This window comes from Liberibacter crescens BT-1 (assembly GCF_000325745.1).
GTDB lineage: Bacteria > Pseudomonadota > Alphaproteobacteria > Rhizobiales > Rhizobiaceae > Liberibacter > Liberibacter crescens.
On record NC_019907.1, the window covers coordinates 478,786 to 496,727 of the forward strand.

Genomic DNA, 17,942 nt, shown 5'->3' on the forward strand with positions numbered 1-17,942 from the left:
ATGGGGCAGAAAGTTAATCCTATAATATTTCGTCTTGGTATTAATCGTGTTTGGGATAGTCTTTGGTTTTCTAGTGGTTCTGAATATGGTAAGCTTTTACATGAAGATTTAAGAATACGTGAGTATATTAATAAAGATTTAAAGCAAGCAGGTATTTCTAAAGTTTTTATTGAGAGGCCTCACAAAAAGTGTCGTGTTACTATATATTCTGCTCGTCCAGGTTTCATTATTGGTAAGAAGGGGGTAGATATAGATAAGTTGCGTCGAGAGCTTTCTAGGATGACTGATTCAGAATTGCATTTAAATATTGTTGAAGTTCGAAAACCAGAAATTGATGCAGTTTTAGTAGCTCAGTCGATTGCTCAACAACTTCAAAGAAGGGTTGCTTTTCGTCGTTGTATGAAGCGTGCCGTTCAATCTGCTATGCGTCTTGGTGCCGAAGGGATAAAAATAATTTGTGCGGGTCGTCTTGGTGGAGCTGAAATTGCTCGTACTGAATGGTATCTTGAAGGAAAAGTTCCTCTTCAGACTCTTCGTGCTAATATTGATTATGGCGTAGCAGAGGCTAAAACTGCTTATGGGATTTGTGGTATAAAGGTATCTATTTATAAGGGTGAAGTTCTTGAAAGTGATTCGATAGTTTCTGATCAACGTCCTTTGGAGAGTGATAATCAAGTTAATAATTCTAGTCGTAAGCGTGTTCGAGATAAGTCGTAGTTTTTTTTATATAGGTTTTTGGAGAGTAGAGCATGTTGCAACCGAAGCGTACTAAGTATCCTAAACAGTTTAAAGGTCGTATAAAAGGTGTAGCAAAGGGTGCATCAAGGATTGCTTTTGGTGAATTTGCGATTAAAGCGCGTGAGCCTAATCGTGTTAATGCACGCGAAATTGAAGCTGCTCGTCGTGCTATAACTCGTTATATGAAGAGAACGGGTCGAGTATGGGTTAGATTATTTTCTGATGTTCCTGTGACTTCTAAGCCTACAGAGGTTCGTATGGGAAAAGGTAAGGGCTCTGTAGAAAAATGGGTTTGTCGTGTTAAGCCAGGTCGTATAATGTTTGAAATTGATGGTGTTACCGAAGAAATTGCAAGAGAAGCTCTCCGTCTTGGTGCTTCTAAGCTTTCAGTTTCTACAAGATTTGTTCAGCGAATTGCAGAATAAAGGTTTTAAGTTTATGAAATTTGTTGATTTTTTAGATATGGATGTTCTTAAGCTAGAGGAGAAATTATTGCTTTTTAAAAGAGAGCAGTTTAATTTGCGTTTCCAAAAAGCTTCAGGGCAGCTCGAAAAGACTTCTCGTATTAAAGAGGTTCGTCGTGATATAGCGCGTGTTAAAACTTTAATACGTATTAAAGATATTGAGAGAAAGATATAAAAATGCCTAAAAGGGTTTTGCAAGGTGTTGTTGTAAGTGATAAAAGTAATAAAACTGTAATTGTAAAGGTTGAGAGGCGCTTCTCTCATCCTCTTTTGCAGAAGACAGTTCGTTATTCTAAGAAGTATAAGGTTCATGATGAGCACAATAAGTTTAAGGTGGGGGATATTGTTTCAATTGAAGAATGTGCTCCAATTTCTAAAGAAAAGTGTTGGTTGGCGCTTCGTTCATTAAAAGAATAGGGTTTATGTGGTTTTTTTTATGGCTTTAGATATTTTTTTGTGTAGTATGTGGGTGTAAGTTATTAGTTTTTTTCTTTGAATATATTTTTTTATTTAATAAAATTGGTGTAAAACTTATAATGGTAGATCAAGAATTCCTTGATAGAGAAAGCTTTGTAAGATGATTCAAATGCAAACAAGTCTTGATGTTGCTGATAATTCTGGTGCGCGTCGTGTTGTATGTATAAAAGTTTTGGGTGGTTCAAAACGTAAATATGCTTCTGTAGGTGATGTAATTGTTGTAGCAATTAAGGAGGTTATACCTCGTGCACGAGTAAAAAAAGGTGCAGTTGTTAAAGCAGTAGTTGTTCGTGTTTCTAAAGACATTCGTCGTATTGATGGGAGTGTTATACGTTTTGATACGAATGCTGTTGTTTTAGTAGATAATAAAAAAGATTTAATTGCAACGCGTGTTTTTGGTCCTGTGCCGCGTGAGTTGCGTTCAAAAGGTCATTTGAAGATTACTTCTTTGGCTCCAGAAGTGATATAAGAGGCTTATAATATGGAGAAGATACGTACGGGCGATAAGGTTATTGTTCTTGCTGGTAGAGATAAGGGCAAAGTTGGTGAGGTTCTTAAAGTTATCTTATCAAAGAGGCGCGCTGTTGTGCGAGGTATAAATATTGTTAGTTGTTATGAGAAACAAACTGCTAATAAACAGGCTGGTATTTTCCTAAAAGAAGCTCCTATACATTTGTCTAATATAGCAATTATTAATAAAGATGGTAAGCCTATAAGAATTGGTTTTTCTTTTGTTAATGGTAAAAAGATTCGTGTAGCTAAGCGTTCTGGAGATTTTATTGATGTATGAGCTAAAATATGAGCCACGTCTTAAAAAGGAATATGTAAGTCGTATTAGATACGCTATGAAAGAAAAATTTTCTTATGTAAATGAGATGCAAATTCCTAAGCTTGAAAAAGTAGTTGTGAATATAGGTGTAGGGGAAGCGGTAATCGATTCTAAAAAACCAGAAGCTGCTGCTCATGATTTGTCTTTAATAGTTGGTCAGAAGCCTGTTATTACATATGCACGTCGTTCTATTGCTGGATTTAAGCTTAGAGAAGGTATGCCTATAGGTGTAAAGGTTACTTTGCGTCGTGAAAAAATGTATGAATTTATAGATCGTATTATAAATATAGCTTTACCTAGGTCTCGTGATTTCCGTGGTTTGGATTCTAAGAGTTTTGATGGCTTTGGAAATTTTGCTTTTGGCATAAAGGAACATATTGTTTTTCCTGAAATTGATTATGATAAAGTTGATTGTATCTGGGGTATGGATATAGTTATTTGTACAACTTCTAAGAACAATGAAGAAGCTAGATACTTATTAAAGCAATTTAATTTTCCTTTTCGTCAGTGAGAAATTAAAAAAATAAACTATTAAAAGGAGCTTTGTAATGGCAAAGAAAAGCGCGATTGAAAAGAATAAGCGTCGCCGTAAGATTGCTGCTAGTCAAGCTGCTAAGCGTGAAGAATTAAAGAAAATAGTTATGAATAAAGATGTAGCTATAGAAGAAAGATTTAAAGTAATGATGAAGTTAGCAGCTCTTCCTCGTGATGGTTCTAAAGTTCGTATTCGTAATCGTTGTGAAATAACGGGTCGTCCTCGTGCTTACTATCGTAAGTTTCGAATGTCACGTGTTGCTCTTCGAGAGTTAGGAAGTTCAGGAAATATACCTGGCTTAGTTAAGTCGAGCTGGTAAGGGAGATAATATATGACTGATCCTTTAGGAGATATGTTGACACGTATTCGTAATGCATTGGCTCGGCGTAAGTCGTTTGTCTTAGCGCCATATTCTGTTATTCGTTCTAAGGTCTTGGATGTTATGCAAGAAGAGGGTTATATTAATGGATACGTTCGAGTTGAATGTGGAAAAGGTAAATATGAGTTAAAGATAGAACTTAAGTATTATAAGGCTAGTCCAGTGATACGTAATCTTAAACGGATATCTAAGTCAGGTCGGCGTATTTATGTCGCTGTTAAGGATATTCCTCAAGTTTTTAATGGTCTTGGGATTACAATAATTTCTACTTCAAAAGGAGTGATGGCAGACCATCAAGCTCGTAAGTGTAATGTTGGAGGAGAGGTCTTGTGTTCTATTTTTTAAAGTTAAACATTTATTTTGTGTTTTAGTTTTTGGAAGTTTATGATGTCTCGCATTGGTAAAAAACCTATTCAAATTCCGTCTAATGTTGAGGTTAAGCTTGAAGGTAAGAAAATTACGGCTAAAGGGCCTAAAGGTGAGCTGTTTTTTGTTGCTGATAATGAAATCAATTTTAATATCCAAGATGGTATGGTAATTGTTAATCCTATTAATAAATCTAACAAAGCTCTGTCTAAGTGGGGAATGTCTCGTACTATATTAGCAAATATTTTGAAAGGTGTACAGGAAGGCTATGAGCGTAAACTTGAGGTTAGTGGTGTTGGTTATCGCGCTTCTATCTCAGGTAGTAGCTTGAATCTTTCTTTAGGTTTTTCTCACGAAGTTCTCTATCACCCTCCTGAGGGAATTAATATTTCTGTTCCTAAGCCAACAGAAATATTAATTTTTGGCATAGATAAACAAAAAGTTAATCAAGTTGCTGCAGAAGTTCGTAGATATCGCCGTCCTGATCCATATAAAGGTAAGGGTATAAGGCGTGTTAATGAAGTGATTGTTCGTAAAGAAGGTAAGAAGAAGTAGGGGTTTTAAATGGCTAGTAGGAGAGAAATTCTTGAACGTCGTGCTAGTCGTGTGCGCCGTAACTTAAAGTTGGTGTCTAAGGGAAGATTGCGTTTAAGTGTTTATAGATCTTCTAAAAATATATATGCTCAAATCATTGATGATAATTCGAGTTGTACCCTTGTTTCTGCGTCTAGTTTAGATAAGGATATTCGTAATTCTTTAAATAATGGTTCTAATATTTTTGCTGCTTCTGTGGTAGGAAAGTTAATTGCAGAACGTGCTGTACAATTAGGTATTAAAGAAGTTAGTTTTGATCGTGGCGCATTTATTTTCCATGGTAGAATTGAGGCTCTTGCAGAAGCAGCTCGTGAAGGTGGTTTAAGTTTCTAGTTTGATTTAATCTTAATTTTTTTAAGAAAAAGCGCTTTAAAGTAAAGAAGGAATATAAAAATGGCTCAAAAAGAGCGCTCTCAGCGTGAGCATCGTCAAGATCGTGAAGAACGAGATGATGAGTTTGTAGATAAGCTTGTTGCTGTTAATCGTGTTGCTAAAGTTGCAAAGGGTGGTCGTCGTTTTGGTTTCGCTGCTTTGGTTGTTGTCGGTAATATGAAGAATAAGGTAGGTTTTGCCCATGGTACTGCTCGTGAGGTTCCGGAAGCTGTTAGAAAAGCAACAGATTCCGCAAAGCGTTCTTTAATATATATATCATTGCGTGATGGCCGTACTTTGCATCATGATTGCAAAGGACGTCATGGAGCTGGTAAAGTTTTAATTCGTTCTGCTAAGCCTGGAACAGGTATTATTGCTGCCGGTCCAATGCGTGCAATATTTGAAACTCTTGGTATTCATGATATAGTTGCTAAATCTACAGGTTCATCTAATCCTTATAATATGGTCCGTGCTACTTTTAATGCTCTTAAAGCCCAAGTTCATCCTAGGGATATAGCATCTCAAAGAGGTATAAAGGTTTCAGTTCTTCAATCTAGACAGGCTATGTTATCAGGTAATACTTTGAAAAAGTGAGAAGTTTATGATAAACAAATCAAGTATAAATAAAATTGTTGTTGAACAGATTGGAAGTCCAGTTCGCCGTTGTTTTGTTCAGCGTCAGACATTGATTGGTTTGGGCTTAAATAAGATGCATCGTCGTCGTTTATTAGAAGATACAGCATCTGTTCGTGGAATGATACGTGCAGTTCAGCATCTTGTTCGTATTGTAGATTAAATTAGTGGATTTTATAATGAAGTTGAACGAAATTGCTTGTGTTGATGGAGCTTTTAAAAAACGTAAGCGTTTAGGTAGAGGTATTGGTTCTGGTAGTGGAAAAACTGCTGGTAGGGGGGTTAAAGGCCAGAAATCAAGGTCCGGTGTTGCAGTTAATGGTTTTGAAGGTGGTCAAATGCCTATATATCGGCGTTTACCTAAGCGCGGTTTTGTTAATGTATTTAAACGTAAATTTGTTCTTGTTTCATTAGGATGTTTACAATCTGCTATAGATAAAGGAAAAATTGATCCTTCTTTAACTATAGATGCTGTTGTTTTGAAATCAGCTGGAATTATTCGTCGATGTAATGATGGTATTCGTATTTTGTCTGATGGTAGTTTAAATACAAAGGTAATGCTTCAGGTTTGTGGGGCATCTAAGGCTGCAATTGAAAAAGTTAAAAAAATGGATGGAGAAGTGACTCTTTCTCCATGAGTTTTTTAAAGATTTCGGTATTTTTCTTTTAATTTTATGTATAATTTTTTAATACAACTTTTAGCGTAGCATGGTTAAGTGTTATGATGAATTTTAAGCTCTTTATTATGTCTTTAATCTTTGGAGTTGTTTATGCCATCTGCAGTGGAGAATTTAGCTTCTAATTTAAGTTTTTCTACTTTTGCCAAGGCAGATGATTTAAAAAGGAGGCTTTTGTTTACTATTGTCGCTCTTTTAATATATCGTCTTGGTACTCATATACCTTTGCCTGGCATTAATCCAATTGCCTATACAAAGGCTTTTCAAAGTAAGGTTGGTGGTATATTTGGATTATTTAATATGTTTTCTGGTGGAGCAGTAGAGCGTATGGCTATTTTTTCTTTAGGTATTATGCCATATATTTCTTCATCGATTATTGTTCAACTTATGAGTTCTTTAATACCTTCTCTTGAAATCCTTAAAAAGGAAGGTGAGCAAGGACGTAAGATAATTAATCAATATACTCGTTATGGTGCTGTTGTTTTAGGGCTAGTACAAGCCTATGGTATATCAATTGGTTTGCAGAGTGGTAACGGTATTGTTGTATTTCCGGGAGGTTTTTTTATTTTTTCTACTGTTTTATCCCTTCTTGGCGGTACTATGTTTCTTATGTGGTTAGGAGAGCAGATTAGTTCTCGAGGTGTAGGAAATGGTATTTCTCTTATTATTTTTAGTGGTATTGTTGCAGGTCTTCCTTCGGCCTTTATCAATACTCTTGAATTGGGTCGTGTAGGAAGTGTTTCTACTTTTTTAATTATTGGAATTTTTATACTCGCTGTTTTTATAATTGCTCTTATAGTTTTTGCTGAACGTGCACAGCGTCGTTTGCTAATTCAGTATCCAAAACGTCAAGTTGGTAATCGTATTTTTCAAGATAATGTGTCTCATTTACCTCTTAAACTTAATAGTGCTGGTGTTATTCCTGCAATATTTGCATCTTCATTGCTGCTTTTACCTGCTACCATTTCAGGTTTTGTTAGTGCTGCTTCAATGCCAGATTGGTTAAGTAGGATAATTTCTTCTTTAGGTCATGGACATCCTCTTTATATGGTATTATATGGGATATTAATTGCTTTTTTCTCATTTTTTTATACAGCAATAGTTTTTAATCCAAAGGATACTGCTGATAACTTAAAAAAACATGGTGGTTTTATACCTGGAATTCGTCCAGGTGAACGTACTGTTGAGTATATTGATTATGTTTTAACACGTATAACTGTTCTTGGAGCTATATATCTTGTTTTTGTTTGTATTATACCTGAAGTAATTGTTTCTCATACGGGTATTCCTCTCGCTTTAGGTGGTACATCTCTTTTAATTGTTGTTAGTGTTATACTTGATACTGTTGCTCAAATACAGGGATATTTAATCGCACAGCAATATGAAGGTCTTATTAAGAAATCAAAGTTACGAAGTGGGAAGAAAAGGCGATGAGGATTATACTTCTTGGACCTCCAGGAGCAGGAAAGGGAACTCAAGCAAAGCGGTTAACTGAAAAGTTTGCAATTCCTCACTTATCAACGGGTTCAATGCTTCGTATGTCTGTTATGAATGACACTGAAGTTGGGAGAAAGGTAAAGCAGCTTATGGAAGCAGGTGATCTTGTCTCAGATGAAGTTGTTAATAAGATGGTGATTGATAGAATAAGGAAAGTTGATTGTGCAAATGGATTTATACTTGATGGTTATCCTAGGAATATCGAACAAGCTAAGCAACTTGATGTAGCTCTTTCTGAGCTTTCGTCTTGTATTGATTTTGTTATTAAATTAAGAGTTGATGATAATGCAATGTTAAAGAGGATAGAGAGTCGTGTAGCAGAAACGATGGCAGTTGGAAAACATGTAAGAGCTGATGATAATTATAAGCCGTTTTTAAATCGGTTAGTAGAATTTCGTAAGAAAACAGCCTTGCTTTCTGACTATTATCATTCTATTGGGTGTTTATATTGTGTTGATGGTATGTTAGATGTAGATAGTGTAACTGAACAAATTAATTCTATTTTTTTAAAAGATAAATAATTATTTGTAGGTGTTGATTATTTCAAATATTTTTTGTTAAATAACAACATAATGCTACTGATTTTTTGAAAATATAGGTTTTTTATGTTTTTGGTTTACTGTTGATCTTTTTAAAAATTTGGAGAAGGAGAACTAAGCGTGGCACGTATCGCTGGCGTTAATATACCGAGTGCAAAGCGAGTTGTTGTAGCGCTTCGCTATATATATGGTATTGGTCCAAAGTTATCTCAAGAGCTTTGTGACAAGCTTGGTATATCTTCTGATCGTCGTGTTAATCAATTAACAGATTCAGAAGTTATTAAAATTCGTGAGCTTATTGATCAAAACTATCAAGTTGAAGGTGATTTGCGTCGAGAAAATTATATGAATATAAAACGTTTAATGGATTTAGGCTGTTATCGTGGAATTCGTCATAGGCGCAATCTCCCTGTTCGAGGTCAGCGTACACATACTAATGCTCGTACTAGAAAGAGGGCAGATAAAGGGGGAATAGGGAAAAAGAAGTAGTGTGTTTTTTAGTATAAATTTTGAAGCTTTTTCTACAATCTTCAAAAATTATGTTATAATATGTTATATGTGGGAGAGTTGGTTTGGAGCTTGATTTTATTTTAATAACAAAAGTCGACGAGAGGGCTATAAATGGCTAAAGAGGTTGTACGTATTCGGCGCCGTGAGCGAAAGAACATAACCTCTGGTGTAGCTCATGTGAATTCTACATTTAATAATACTATGATTACAATTACAGATGTTCAGGGTAATACTATTGCTTGGTCATCTGCAGGAGTAAATAATTTTTCTGGCTCTAGAAAATGCAGTCCTTTTGCTGCCCAAGTTGCTGCTGAAGACTGTGTTCGTAAAGCTCAGGAACATGGTATGAAATCGTTAGAGGTTGAGGTTAGTGGTCCAGGAGCAGGTCGTGAATCTGCTTTGCGTGCTTTACAGGCTGGCGGTTTTACTATCACATGTATTCGGGATGTAACTATGATAGCCCATAATGGTTGTCGTGCACGTAAAAAACGTCGAGTTTAATCATCTCTTTGTAAAATATTAACTATTCGCTTTAAAGGCAAGTCTCTTAGAGCTTGGTCGTTACGATTGGATAGTGGCGACTAACAAAAGGCAAGTAATATGATCCAGAAGAACTGGCAGGAATTAATTAAACCAAATAAGGTTGAGTTTACATCGTATGGAAGAACGAGAACAATTTTAGTGGCTGAACCTCTTGAACGAGGTTTTGGCCTTACACTTGGTAATGCGCTTCGTCGTATTTTATTATCGTCATTACGTGGCTCTGCTGTTACTGCAATCCAAATTGACGGTGTTTTACATGAATTTTCTTCTATATCTGGAGTTCGAGAAGATATTACAGATATAGTTCTAAATGTTAAAGAAATTGATTTGAGAATGTCAGGTGATATGGCTAAACGAATGATTGTTCGTAAGCAAGGTCCCGGGCAAGTAACAGCAGGAGATATTCAAGTTTCAGGCGATATCGAAGTTCTTAATCCAGATCACGTAATTTGTAATCTTGATGACGGTTCTGAAATACGTATGGAATTAGTTGTAAATAATGGGAAAGGTTATGTTCCTGCTGAACAGAATCGTTCTGAAGATGCTCCAATTGGTTTGATTCCTGTTGATAGTCTTTATTCACCGGTCAAAAAGGTTTCTTATAAGGTTGAAAATACACGAGAAGGACAAGTTCTTGATTATGATAAGTTAAGTATGATAATTGATACTGATGGTTCTATTACTGGTGAAGATGCAGTTGCTCTTGCAGCACGTATTCTTCAGGATCAACTTAGCGTTTTTGTAAATTTTGATGAGCCAAAAAGAGAAGCAGCAGATGAACATGTAGCAGAGCTAGCATTTAATCCTGCTTTATTGAAAAAAGTTGATGAGTTAGAGCTTTCTGTTCGTTCAGCTAATTGTCTTAGGAATGATAATATTGTTTATATTGGTGATTTGATACAAAAAACTGAAGCAGAAATGCTACGTACAGCAAATTTTGGTCGCAAATCTTTACACGAAATTAAAGAAGTTCTTGCTTCAATGGGTTTACACCTTGGTATGGATATACCTATATGGCCACCTGATAATATTGAAGATTTAGCTAAGAGATATGAAGATCATTATTAATAATTTGATTGATTTACAAAGAATCTTTAAATATAGGAAAATAAGATCATGCGACATTCTATAGATAGGCGAAAATTAAATAGGACCTCTAGCCATCGTAAGGTTATGTTTTCTAATATGGCAATATCACTTATTACCCATGAGCAAATTATTACTACTTTGCCAAAAGCAAAGGATTTACGTCCAGTTGTTGAAAAGCTTGTAACATTAGCTAAAAAAGGAACTCTTCATGCTCGGCGTCAAGCTATATCTAAAATAAGAAATGTAGATGTTGTTACTAAGCTCTTTGATAAGGTAGCTTTGCGTTATGCTAATCGTAATGGTGGTTATTTACGTATTATGAAACTAGGGTACCGCTATGGAGATAATGCTTCTATGGCTGTTATTGAATTTGTTGATCGTGATGTATCTTCTAAAGGTGCCGTTGATAGGGATAGAATAAAAAATCAAGAAATATCTTTGTGATTTCTATTTGTTTTTTGATAATTAAATTACTGATATAATTTTATGGTACTATTATAAATTATATTTTATGCTGTTTTTTAAATTTTTTTATATTTACTATCTTTAAGTATTGTTATCTTTTTTATAACATGACGATAATATGTAGTGATTGGTTATTGTTATTATTTTTTATGGAGTAAGAAGCAATTTTCTAATATCTTTTGGGTATTTATTCGTCTTTTTATTTAAAAATACCGTATTTTTTAGCTTTATTATATACAAATTCTCTAATTTTTTGTAGTGTTGTTTATAGGATAGTGATATTAACAGGAATTGTAACTTTCTGCCATTGGCGTTTTTGGTATGTATTATTTACTAAAAGGTAAAGAGAAATAGTTACAATCGATGTTTTTTTAATAACACCCTTTTGTATAACAGCATAGGCGTATTATTAATACTTAAGGCAATGTAGTTTTCTCATTTGATAAAGCTTTGTTTATCGTTTTCAACGAAATAAAAAAAATCGTAACTTATTCTTACTAATCAAGAAGTGGGTACCATTCCTTTAGGGAAAGGCGATATAAGTAGCGAAGCGTTTATTAATCAAAAATTTAATCTTTTGTTAGAAAAGTTCTTTATTTTTTATAGTATTCCTAGAACTCTGTTCAGTTATAATTGAGGAAATTTTTTGTTGTTCTGATCTGGTATATAGTTTTTTTACTTTTGTAAAGGTTGACTGCATAGCTTGTTTTTTTGGATAAAGTAATGGAAGGTATCCATAAATAAAGGAAAGTTGATTTTCAGCTTGTGAAGCACTGTCTGATACTATTGTCATTAAATAGAGCGCAGATGCTAATCCTGTGCGATCTGCTCCTCCTTTGCAATGTATAAGTAGGGGTTTTGGAGAATTTTTCATCATTTCTATAAGTGTATTTATTTCTTTTGTTGTTAATTCTCTGAAAGCCGACATACGAAAATTCATAAGATGAATACCTAATTTCTTTGTAATCTGTTCTTCTTCCTGATACCATGGCTGTTCTTTACTTTCACCACGGAGATTAATAATAGATTTTATTTTATAATTTTTCCATAAATATGTTATGAGTTGATAATCTGGTTGGGCAGAGCGATAGAGCTCTCCTGTAATAATTTCATGAAAGTTGTTATTATAATAATTAACTGCTACATGACTTCCTACATAAAAAGCAGGAAGAAGCATTATCATGAGTAGAGTTATAGATATTTTCTTTTTAAAGTTTTTTTTAAACATCAGATTTTCATTTTAAAAATTTAATAATTATGTATTTTATGTATTTTATGTTTTGTATTCAATATATTATATTAATTTTAAGCCTTTAAAGCTAATATAATTTGTTTTTCCTATTATAATATGATCATAGACAGTAATTCCAAGGGGTAATATTGTAGATATAATAGTTTGTGTCATTTCTAAGTCAGCACGTGAAGGACTTGGGTCACCACTCGGATGATTGTGGACAAGAATAATAGAAGTTGCTGAAAGTTCTAAAGACCTACGGACTATTTCACGCAAATAAACAGGTGTATGATCAACTGTTCCTTTACTTTGGATTTCATTTGAAATAAGAACATGACGTTTATTAAGAAAAAGTATTCGAAACTGTTCACGTTCCTCATGAGCCATAGTTGCATTGCAGTAATCAAGAACTTTTGACCAAGAGTCAAGTATTTGAGTATCTTTTATTTCGGCTTTTAGCATGCGTTGTGTAGCTATTGATATTAATTTTAATTCAAAAGCAACGGTCTCTCCAATGCCAGGGACTTCTTGAAGTAAATGTAATGGCGCCCCAAAAACTCCTCCTAAAGTTGAAAAACGTTTTAAGAGTGCTTTAGCAACAGATTTAGTATCGCGACGTGGAATCAGTTTGAAAAGAATTAATTCGAGAATTTCATAATCAGCCAATGCCATTTCACCATTTTTCCGCAAACGATCACGTAATCGATCGCGATGGCCAATATAATGTAGTTCATTCATATCCGCAGGCGAAATAGAATTATTCATAGGTTTTGTTTCTCTTAGTTTTAGGTATATTTTTTTTGACTGTGAGGAAAACCTGGTCGTTCTAAGCCAGCTGGTGATAATGTAAAAATTTCATAACCAGTTTTTGTTACTCCTATTGTATGTTCGTATTGAGCTGATAAAGAACGATCTCGTGTGACAGCTGTCCAGCCATCTGATAGCATTTTTACATCAGGGAGCCCTAAATTAATCATAGGTTCTATAGTAAAGATCATTCCTTCTTGAAAATTCCCTTCAGATTGTAAAGTTGGATCACTGTAATGAAGAATTTCTGGTTTATCATGAAAAACATGACCAATTCCATGACCACAAAAAGCTTTTACAACAGAGCAGCGTTCTTTTTCAGCGTATGTTTGTATTGCCTGGCCAATAGATTCAATAGGTGCGTTAGGTTTGACAGTAGCAATACCTCTACAGAGTGCTTCATAAGTAACTTCTAAAAGCCGTTCTGCTGAACGCTTAATTTTTCCTATTGGATACATGCGACTGGCATCACCATACCAGCCATCTAAAACATAAGTAACATCAATATTAACAATATCTCCGTTTTGTAGAGGCTTATCATTTGGAATACCATGACATACAACATGATTGATTGAAGTACAGGTTGATTTTTTATATCCTCTGTAGTTAAGAGTTGCAGGAAATGCACCGTTATCTATTCCAAATTTAAATACAAAATAATCAATTTCATTGGTTGTAATTCCTGGTTTAACAATTTCTACTAAAGAATCCAGACACCGAGCTGTTACTTGGCATGCATTGCGTACGCCTTGGAATTCTTCTGGAGTATATAATTTTATGGGGTTTGTCTTTTTTAAAAGATAATGAGACATTTTTATATCATTTTCTCTGAATGTATGTGTTTTTTAATTTAAAATGAATCTGAAGTTTTTAAAAATTTATCTTCTTTTGGCTTTATGCAGTAATTCTGAATAGTTATGTATCTGTTTGTAAAGGAGGTGATATAAAATACTTTTTGAACGTTCTTTTTTAAGGAATAATAAAAAAGCATAAGTTTTTAGAATCTCAAAAGATTTCATTTGAGTAAAAGCTTTATTCTTTATAGAAGATTTTATCTTCTTTTTTAGTATTTACGTATTAAGTTTTATCTAAAATAATGGTTAATATAAAACAATACTTTTATATAGTTTAATTTTGTAAGTCTTGAATAACTCTCATCAACTTTTTTTAGCAATAACTAAAACCTCATTTTCTGATCAAACCACCATAATTTTTTAATAAAAAGAATATTCCTTATTCTTGTTTTAATAACAATTAACAAAAGTCCTATAGAGAATAAACACCAAATAGCCGGAAACTCGTTTATATTAGATGTTGTTAACCTTGCCAATACAGGGCCGACTAAAAAATGATATAAAGTAAATCTCCAAGACCCATAGGCAATAGGTAACAAGAAAGCAGAGATGATATACGGAGCCCAAACTATATTTCCAAAGGAAAGAGGAATTCCAAACAATGAAATAGGAGCATTAAGGTTGAAAATATTATTTATAGGGAATTCCCAAGCTATATGCCAATTTCCTGAAACAGAACACAGCCTGTCTGAGCACATTGGTGCAGCAGCTTTTGGAATAAGAGAAAATGAATGATAAGGAAATGCTTGTACGAACATTACTATGAAGCAAATAAAACAAATCATAAAGACAGGTGTTGCTATTTTCTTTTGTGCCTCTTTAGGTATAAAATACATTGAAATAGCATTTATAAAAAAAGGTTGTAAAGAAATATGCAGGTAGCCTAAAGATGTGGCAACTTGATTTCTAAGATCAAAGCAAGAGTTTATTACGTTATATGTGAAAGCTTGTAGAACTTCCATTAAAGAGAAATAAGCCAAGCAACCCCATAAAACAGGACTGTCTTTTTTATACGCTGAAATGCTACATCCTATGAAACCAATAATAGATAATGTTGTTGAGGCTTTCCCATTCCAACACATTGTTCATCCTTCTTACTTAAGATTGGAATTATTGTATAAAAATACAATCAGTAGTAAACATATACATTTTAAAGATAAAAGTATATACAAACTTATTATTCTTAAATAATAAATGTTTTGTCATTATTGACATATTGGATGTATTTTTTATTCATTGCTATAAAAATTCCTGATTTTCAAATGAATAAATCTACTACAATCCCTCCTTAGGATTTTAATTTATGAAAAGAGTTCAATTCTTAAGTTGTATAGTGATGAAATTTATATTAGCAGTTGTTTTATCGTCATGTTCTTTAAATAAAGCGTCTAATGTTTATCCAACGTTTTCTCGGCCACTTAAAGCTGCGAATGTTCAGATTAGTGATAATGAAGCTATTGAAATGCAAAAAAAATTTAGAGCTTTAACTCACTCATATAAGTAAGCTTTGTTATTTTAATTGAAATCTTTTGTTTTTTCTTTCTATGTGTTAGTGTATTATAGTTTATACAAAGAGTTTTACTGTGAATTATAAAATGACATATCATTTATAAAAAAGAAACAGAATAGAATGCTGTATTTTATTGCGTATTTATAGTGTTAGTGTCATAGAAAGTTTAAAGAAAAAATATGACTATTTTAATTTATGAATAAGAAGATGACATATAACTTTCATGTCAAGATGATTAAAATGGAAGATTTTTATAAGATTCAACGATTACCTCCATATGTTTTTGAAGAAGTTAATCGTTTAAAAGCTGCTGCGCGTGCAGCTGGTTCTGATATAATAGATTTTGGTATGGGAAATCCTGATTTGCCTACTTCACAGAGTATTGTAGATAAACTTTGTGAAGTTATAAAAGATCCTCGCTCACATCGTTATTCTGCTTCAAAAGGCATTCAGGGATTAAGAAAGGCACAAGCAGCATATTATGCTCGTCGTTTTGGAGTAAAAATTAATCCGGATAATCAAGTTGTTGTAACTCTTGGTTCTAAAGAAGGATTTGCGAACATGGCGCAAGCCATAACAGCTCCAGGAGATGTTATATTGTGTCCTGATCCGACGTATCCAATCCATGCTTTTGGTTTTCTAATGGCTGGTGGTGTTTTACGATCAATTTCTGTTTATCCTGATAAAAATTTCTTTATTTCTTTAGAGCATGCCGTTCGGCATTCAATTCCTAAACCATTAGCGTTAATCCTTAATTATCCATCGAATCCAACCACATGTGTTGCCTCATTAGATTTTTATAAGGATATTGTAACTTTTGCGAAAAAGTATGAAATTATTTTGCTTTCAGACTTGGCATATTCAGAAATTTATTTTGATCATGTGCCTCCTCCGTCTATTCTACAAGTACCTGGTGCAATTGATATTGCTGTGGAATTTTCAACGATGTCAAAGGCGTTTTCTATGTCCGGATGGCGTATAGGGTTTGCCGTCGGTAATGAAAATTTGCTAGCTGCTTTGGCGCGTGTTAAATCCTATTTGGATTATGGCGCCTTTACTCCTATTCAGGTAGCAGCTGCACATGCTCTTAATAACAATAGTGTAGAAGTTGAAAAAGTAAGAGATGTTTATCGAGCTCGTAGAGATGTTTTAGTCAACAGTTTTAGAAAAGCAGGTTTTAATGTGCCATTACCAGTTGCTACAATGTTTGTATGGGCAAAAATTCCTGAAAAATTTTCTTCTTTAGGGTCATTAGAATTTTCCAAGTTATTGCTAAAAAAAGCAGACATTGTTGTTGCTCCTGGTATTGGTTTTGGAGAGCAGGGGGATGGTTATGTTCGTATTGCATTAGTTGAAAACGAACATCGTATTCGTCAAGCCGCTCGTAATTTAAAGATTTTTTTTTCTGAATCTAACAGTAATTTTCAAATCTGATAACCTTTTAAATTTTTCTTAATAAAGTAGTTTAAATGTCATTGGTATTAATGTTTTAAATAAAAATTATAGTATATTCGAGTTGAATAAATGGAAGATACCTTTAAAATTGGTATTGCAGGGCTCGGTACAGTGGGTACCTCTCTTATTAGGATTATTAACCAGTATGCAGATCGTTTATCATCTGCTTGTGGTCGGCCTATCGTAATTTCAGCAGTAAGTGCTCGTAATCGCGACCTTGATAGGGGGATCGACCTTACGATGACGCAATGGTTTGATGATCCTGTTGTTATGGCCAGAGAAGCCGATATTGATGTTTTTGTAGAGCTCATAGGAGGAGAAGGTAACCCTGCGCATGATGCAGTGCGTATGGCTTTGTTAAGAGGATGTCACGTGGTCACGGCCAATAAGGCTCTTCTTGCTGTCTATGGTGCTGATTTGGCTATTTTAGCAGAGAATAATGGTGCTTTGTTCAACTTTGAAGCAGCAGTTGCTGGTGCGGTACCTATTATAAAGGTTTTGCGAGATTCTTTGGCAGGAAATGCAGTTCTCCGTATTCATGGCATTTTGAATGGGACGTGTAATTATATTCTTTCTCAGATGGAGAATACAAAATTGCCATTTGAGGATTGCTTAAAAGAAGCACAACAACTTGGTTACGCTGAGGTCGATCCTTCTTTTGATATTAGCGGCGCTGATTCTGCACATAAATTGGCAATACTCGCTTCTATGGCATTTGGAGTTTTTATTTCTTCCAAGGAAATTCATTTTGAAGGTATTTCTAAAATTACTCTTGAAGATATAGAGGCAGCAGCTGAATTTGGTTATCGAATCAAGCTTTTGGGAATTGCTCAACGTGTTGATAATGGTATTGAGCAATATATTCGTCCTGTTCTAGTGAAACGTGATTCCATGATTGCTCAGGTCAATGGAGTGATGAATGCAATCGTTGTTGAATCAGATATTGTAGGAGAATTATTAATGATTGGTCCAGGTGCTGGTGGAGACGCGACAGCTTCTTCTGTGCTTGGAGATATTGTTGATATCGCTAAAAGTCCTAAGAAAAAGAATTTTTTCTTAGCTTTTGGTCATTCAGCGAGCAATATGGAGTTTTACTCTCAAAGCAAGATTAATCAAAGTCAAGGTTCTTATTTTATTCGCTTAAAGGCAGTTAATTCTAGTGCTATTTTTTCTTTGGTTGTTGCGCAAATGGCTAAATATGAAGTTTCCTTACAATCTGTTATTCATTCTTCTCATCAAGCCTTTGTTGATGAACAGAATATTGTAATGATAACCTATAATAATTTAGAAGTTTCTGTTTACAAGGCTGTAGAAGCCATTCAAAAAGAAATCCCTCTTATTGGGGAACCTCAGGTTATCCTTATCGCAAGTTAGT

27 protein-coding genes are annotated in these 17,942 nt (G+C 34.2%); 23 read left to right on the forward strand and 4 right to left on the reverse strand.

Annotated features, from left to right (window positions below):
• From rpsC to rplQ, 20 genes are all read left to right on the forward strand, one after another.
• Positions 1-717, forward strand: coding sequence for a 30S ribosomal protein S3 (rpsC, locus tag B488_RS02030; RefSeq protein WP_015272835.1), 717 nt, complete (start codon positions 1-3; stop codon positions 715-717).
• Between the two features lie 32 nt (positions 718-749).
• Positions 750-1,163, forward strand: coding sequence for a 50S ribosomal protein L16 (gene rplP, locus B488_RS02035; protein WP_015272836.1), 414 nt, complete (start codon positions 750-752; stop codon positions 1,161-1,163).
• A 13-nt stretch (positions 1,164-1,176) separates the two neighbouring features.
• Positions 1,177-1,377 carry a 50S ribosomal protein L29 gene (gene rpmC / locus B488_RS02040; RefSeq protein ID WP_015272837.1) on the forward strand — a complete coding sequence of 67 codons (201 nt, stop codon included), beginning with the start codon at positions 1,177-1,179 and terminating at the stop codon, positions 1,375-1,377.
• Between the two features lie 2 nt (positions 1,378-1,379).
• Positions 1,380-1,619 carry a 30S ribosomal protein S17 gene (rpsQ, locus tag B488_RS02045; RefSeq protein WP_015272838.1) on the forward strand — a complete coding sequence of 80 codons (240 nt, stop codon included), beginning with the start codon at positions 1,380-1,382 and terminating at the stop codon, positions 1,617-1,619.
• A 160-nt stretch (positions 1,620-1,779) separates the two neighbouring features.
• Positions 1,780-2,148, forward strand: a complete 369-nt coding sequence (gene rplN, locus B488_RS02050) for a 50S ribosomal protein L14 (RefSeq protein WP_015272839.1) — start codon at positions 1,780-1,782, stop codon at positions 2,146-2,148.
• Positions 2,149-2,160: 12 nt separating this feature from the next.
• A complete protein-coding gene (gene rplX, locus B488_RS02055) occupies positions 2,161-2,469 on the forward strand; it encodes a 50S ribosomal protein L24 (RefSeq protein WP_015272840.1) in 309 nt (102 codons plus the stop codon).
• Positions 2,462-3,019, forward strand: coding sequence for a 50S ribosomal protein L5 (gene rplE, locus B488_RS02060; RefSeq protein WP_015272841.1), 558 nt, complete (start codon positions 2,462-2,464; stop codon positions 3,017-3,019). Before rplX ends, rplE begins: the two co-directional genes overlap by 8 nt.
• 37 nt (positions 3,020-3,056) lie before the next feature.
• Entirely contained in the window at positions 3,057-3,362 is a 306-nt protein-coding gene (gene rpsN, locus B488_RS02065; protein ID WP_015272842.1) for a 30S ribosomal protein S14, read from the forward strand.
• 12 nt (positions 3,363-3,374) lie between these two features.
• Positions 3,375-3,767: a 30S ribosomal protein S8 gene (gene rpsH, locus B488_RS02070; protein ID WP_015272843.1), complete on the forward strand. Its 393-nt coding sequence runs from the start codon at positions 3,375-3,377 to the stop codon at positions 3,765-3,767.
• 42 nt (positions 3,768-3,809) lie between these two features.
• Entirely contained in the window at positions 3,810-4,343 is a 534-nt protein-coding gene (gene rplF, locus B488_RS02075) for a 50S ribosomal protein L6 (RefSeq protein WP_041770586.1), read from the forward strand.
• 9 nt (positions 4,344-4,352) lie between these two features.
• Complete coding sequence (gene rplR, locus B488_RS02080) at positions 4,353-4,715, forward strand: 50S ribosomal protein L18 (protein ID WP_015272845.1); 363 nt, start codon at positions 4,353-4,355, stop codon at positions 4,713-4,715.
• Between the two features lie 60 nt (positions 4,716-4,775).
• Complete coding sequence (rpsE, locus tag B488_RS02085) at positions 4,776-5,348, forward strand: 30S ribosomal protein S5 (RefSeq protein ID WP_015272846.1); 573 nt, start codon at positions 4,776-4,778, stop codon at positions 5,346-5,348.
• A gap of 7 nt (positions 5,349-5,355) precedes the next feature.
• A complete protein-coding gene (rpmD, locus tag B488_RS02090; RefSeq protein ID WP_015272847.1) occupies positions 5,356-5,550 on the forward strand; it encodes a 50S ribosomal protein L30 in 195 nt (64 codons plus the stop codon).
• 16 nt (positions 5,551-5,566) lie between these two features.
• Positions 5,567-6,025 carry a 50S ribosomal protein L15 gene (rplO, locus tag B488_RS02095; RefSeq protein ID WP_015272848.1) on the forward strand — a complete coding sequence of 153 codons (459 nt, stop codon included), beginning with the start codon at positions 5,567-5,569 and terminating at the stop codon, positions 6,023-6,025.
• A gap of 132 nt (positions 6,026-6,157) precedes the next feature.
• Entirely contained in the window at positions 6,158-7,498 is a 1,341-nt protein-coding gene (gene secY / locus B488_RS02100; protein ID WP_015272849.1) for a preprotein translocase subunit SecY, read from the forward strand.
• Positions 7,495-8,082, forward strand: a complete 588-nt coding sequence (locus tag B488_RS02105) for an adenylate kinase (protein ID WP_015272850.1) — start codon at positions 7,495-7,497, stop codon at positions 8,080-8,082. Before secY ends, B488_RS02105 begins: the two co-directional genes overlap by 4 nt.
• 138 nt (positions 8,083-8,220) lie before the next feature.
• Positions 8,221-8,589: a 30S ribosomal protein S13 gene (rpsM, locus tag B488_RS02110; protein WP_015272851.1), complete on the forward strand. Its 369-nt coding sequence runs from the start codon at positions 8,221-8,223 to the stop codon at positions 8,587-8,589.
• A gap of 132 nt (positions 8,590-8,721) precedes the next feature.
• Positions 8,722-9,111, forward strand: coding sequence for a 30S ribosomal protein S11 (gene rpsK, locus B488_RS02115; protein WP_015272852.1), 390 nt, complete (start codon positions 8,722-8,724; stop codon positions 9,109-9,111).
• Between the two features lie 99 nt (positions 9,112-9,210).
• Positions 9,211-10,221, forward strand: coding sequence for a DNA-directed RNA polymerase subunit alpha (locus tag B488_RS02120; RefSeq protein WP_015272853.1), 1,011 nt, complete (start codon positions 9,211-9,213; stop codon positions 10,219-10,221).
• A gap of 48 nt (positions 10,222-10,269) precedes the next feature.
• Entirely contained in the window at positions 10,270-10,686 is a 417-nt protein-coding gene (gene rplQ, locus B488_RS02125; protein WP_015272854.1) for a 50S ribosomal protein L17, read from the forward strand.
• A gap of 601 nt (positions 10,687-11,287) precedes the next feature.
• Here the strand turns inward: rplQ and B488_RS02130 are convergent.
• The 4 genes from B488_RS02130 to B488_RS02145 form a co-directional block, all read right to left on the reverse strand.
• Positions 11,288-11,935: a dual specificity protein phosphatase family protein gene (locus B488_RS02130; protein ID WP_015272855.1), complete on the reverse strand. Its 648-nt coding sequence runs from the start codon at positions 11,933-11,935 to the stop codon at positions 11,288-11,290.
• Positions 11,936-12,001: 66 nt separating this feature from the next.
• A complete protein-coding gene (radC, locus tag B488_RS02135) occupies positions 12,002-12,706 on the reverse strand; it encodes a RadC family protein (protein WP_015272856.1) in 705 nt (234 codons plus the stop codon).
• 20 nt (positions 12,707-12,726) lie between these two features.
• A complete protein-coding gene (map, locus tag B488_RS02140; protein ID WP_015272857.1) occupies positions 12,727-13,560 on the reverse strand; it encodes a type I methionyl aminopeptidase in 834 nt (277 codons plus the stop codon).
• A gap of 365 nt (positions 13,561-13,925) precedes the next feature.
• On the reverse strand, positions 13,926-14,684 hold the full coding sequence (locus B488_RS02145) for a DUF5765 domain-containing protein (RefSeq protein WP_015272858.1): 759 nt from the start codon (positions 14,682-14,684) through the stop codon (positions 13,926-13,928).
• A 221-nt stretch (positions 14,685-14,905) separates the two neighbouring features.
• Between B488_RS02145 and B488_RS07075 the strand changes: the two genes are divergently transcribed.
• From B488_RS07075 to B488_RS02155, 3 genes are all read left to right on the forward strand, one after another.
• Positions 14,906-15,106, forward strand: coding sequence for a hypothetical protein (locus B488_RS07075; protein ID WP_015272859.1), 201 nt, complete (start codon positions 14,906-14,908; stop codon positions 15,104-15,106).
• Positions 15,107-15,352: 246 nt separating this feature from the next.
• Positions 15,353-16,546 carry an LL-diaminopimelate aminotransferase gene (locus B488_RS02150; protein ID WP_015272860.1) on the forward strand — a complete coding sequence of 398 codons (1,194 nt, stop codon included), beginning with the start codon at positions 15,353-15,355 and terminating at the stop codon, positions 16,544-16,546.
• Positions 16,547-16,636: 90 nt separating this feature from the next.
• Positions 16,637-17,941: a homoserine dehydrogenase gene (locus B488_RS02155; RefSeq protein ID WP_015272861.1), complete on the forward strand. Its 1,305-nt coding sequence runs from the start codon at positions 16,637-16,639 to the stop codon at positions 17,939-17,941.
• Position 17,942 lies beyond the last annotated feature (1 nt).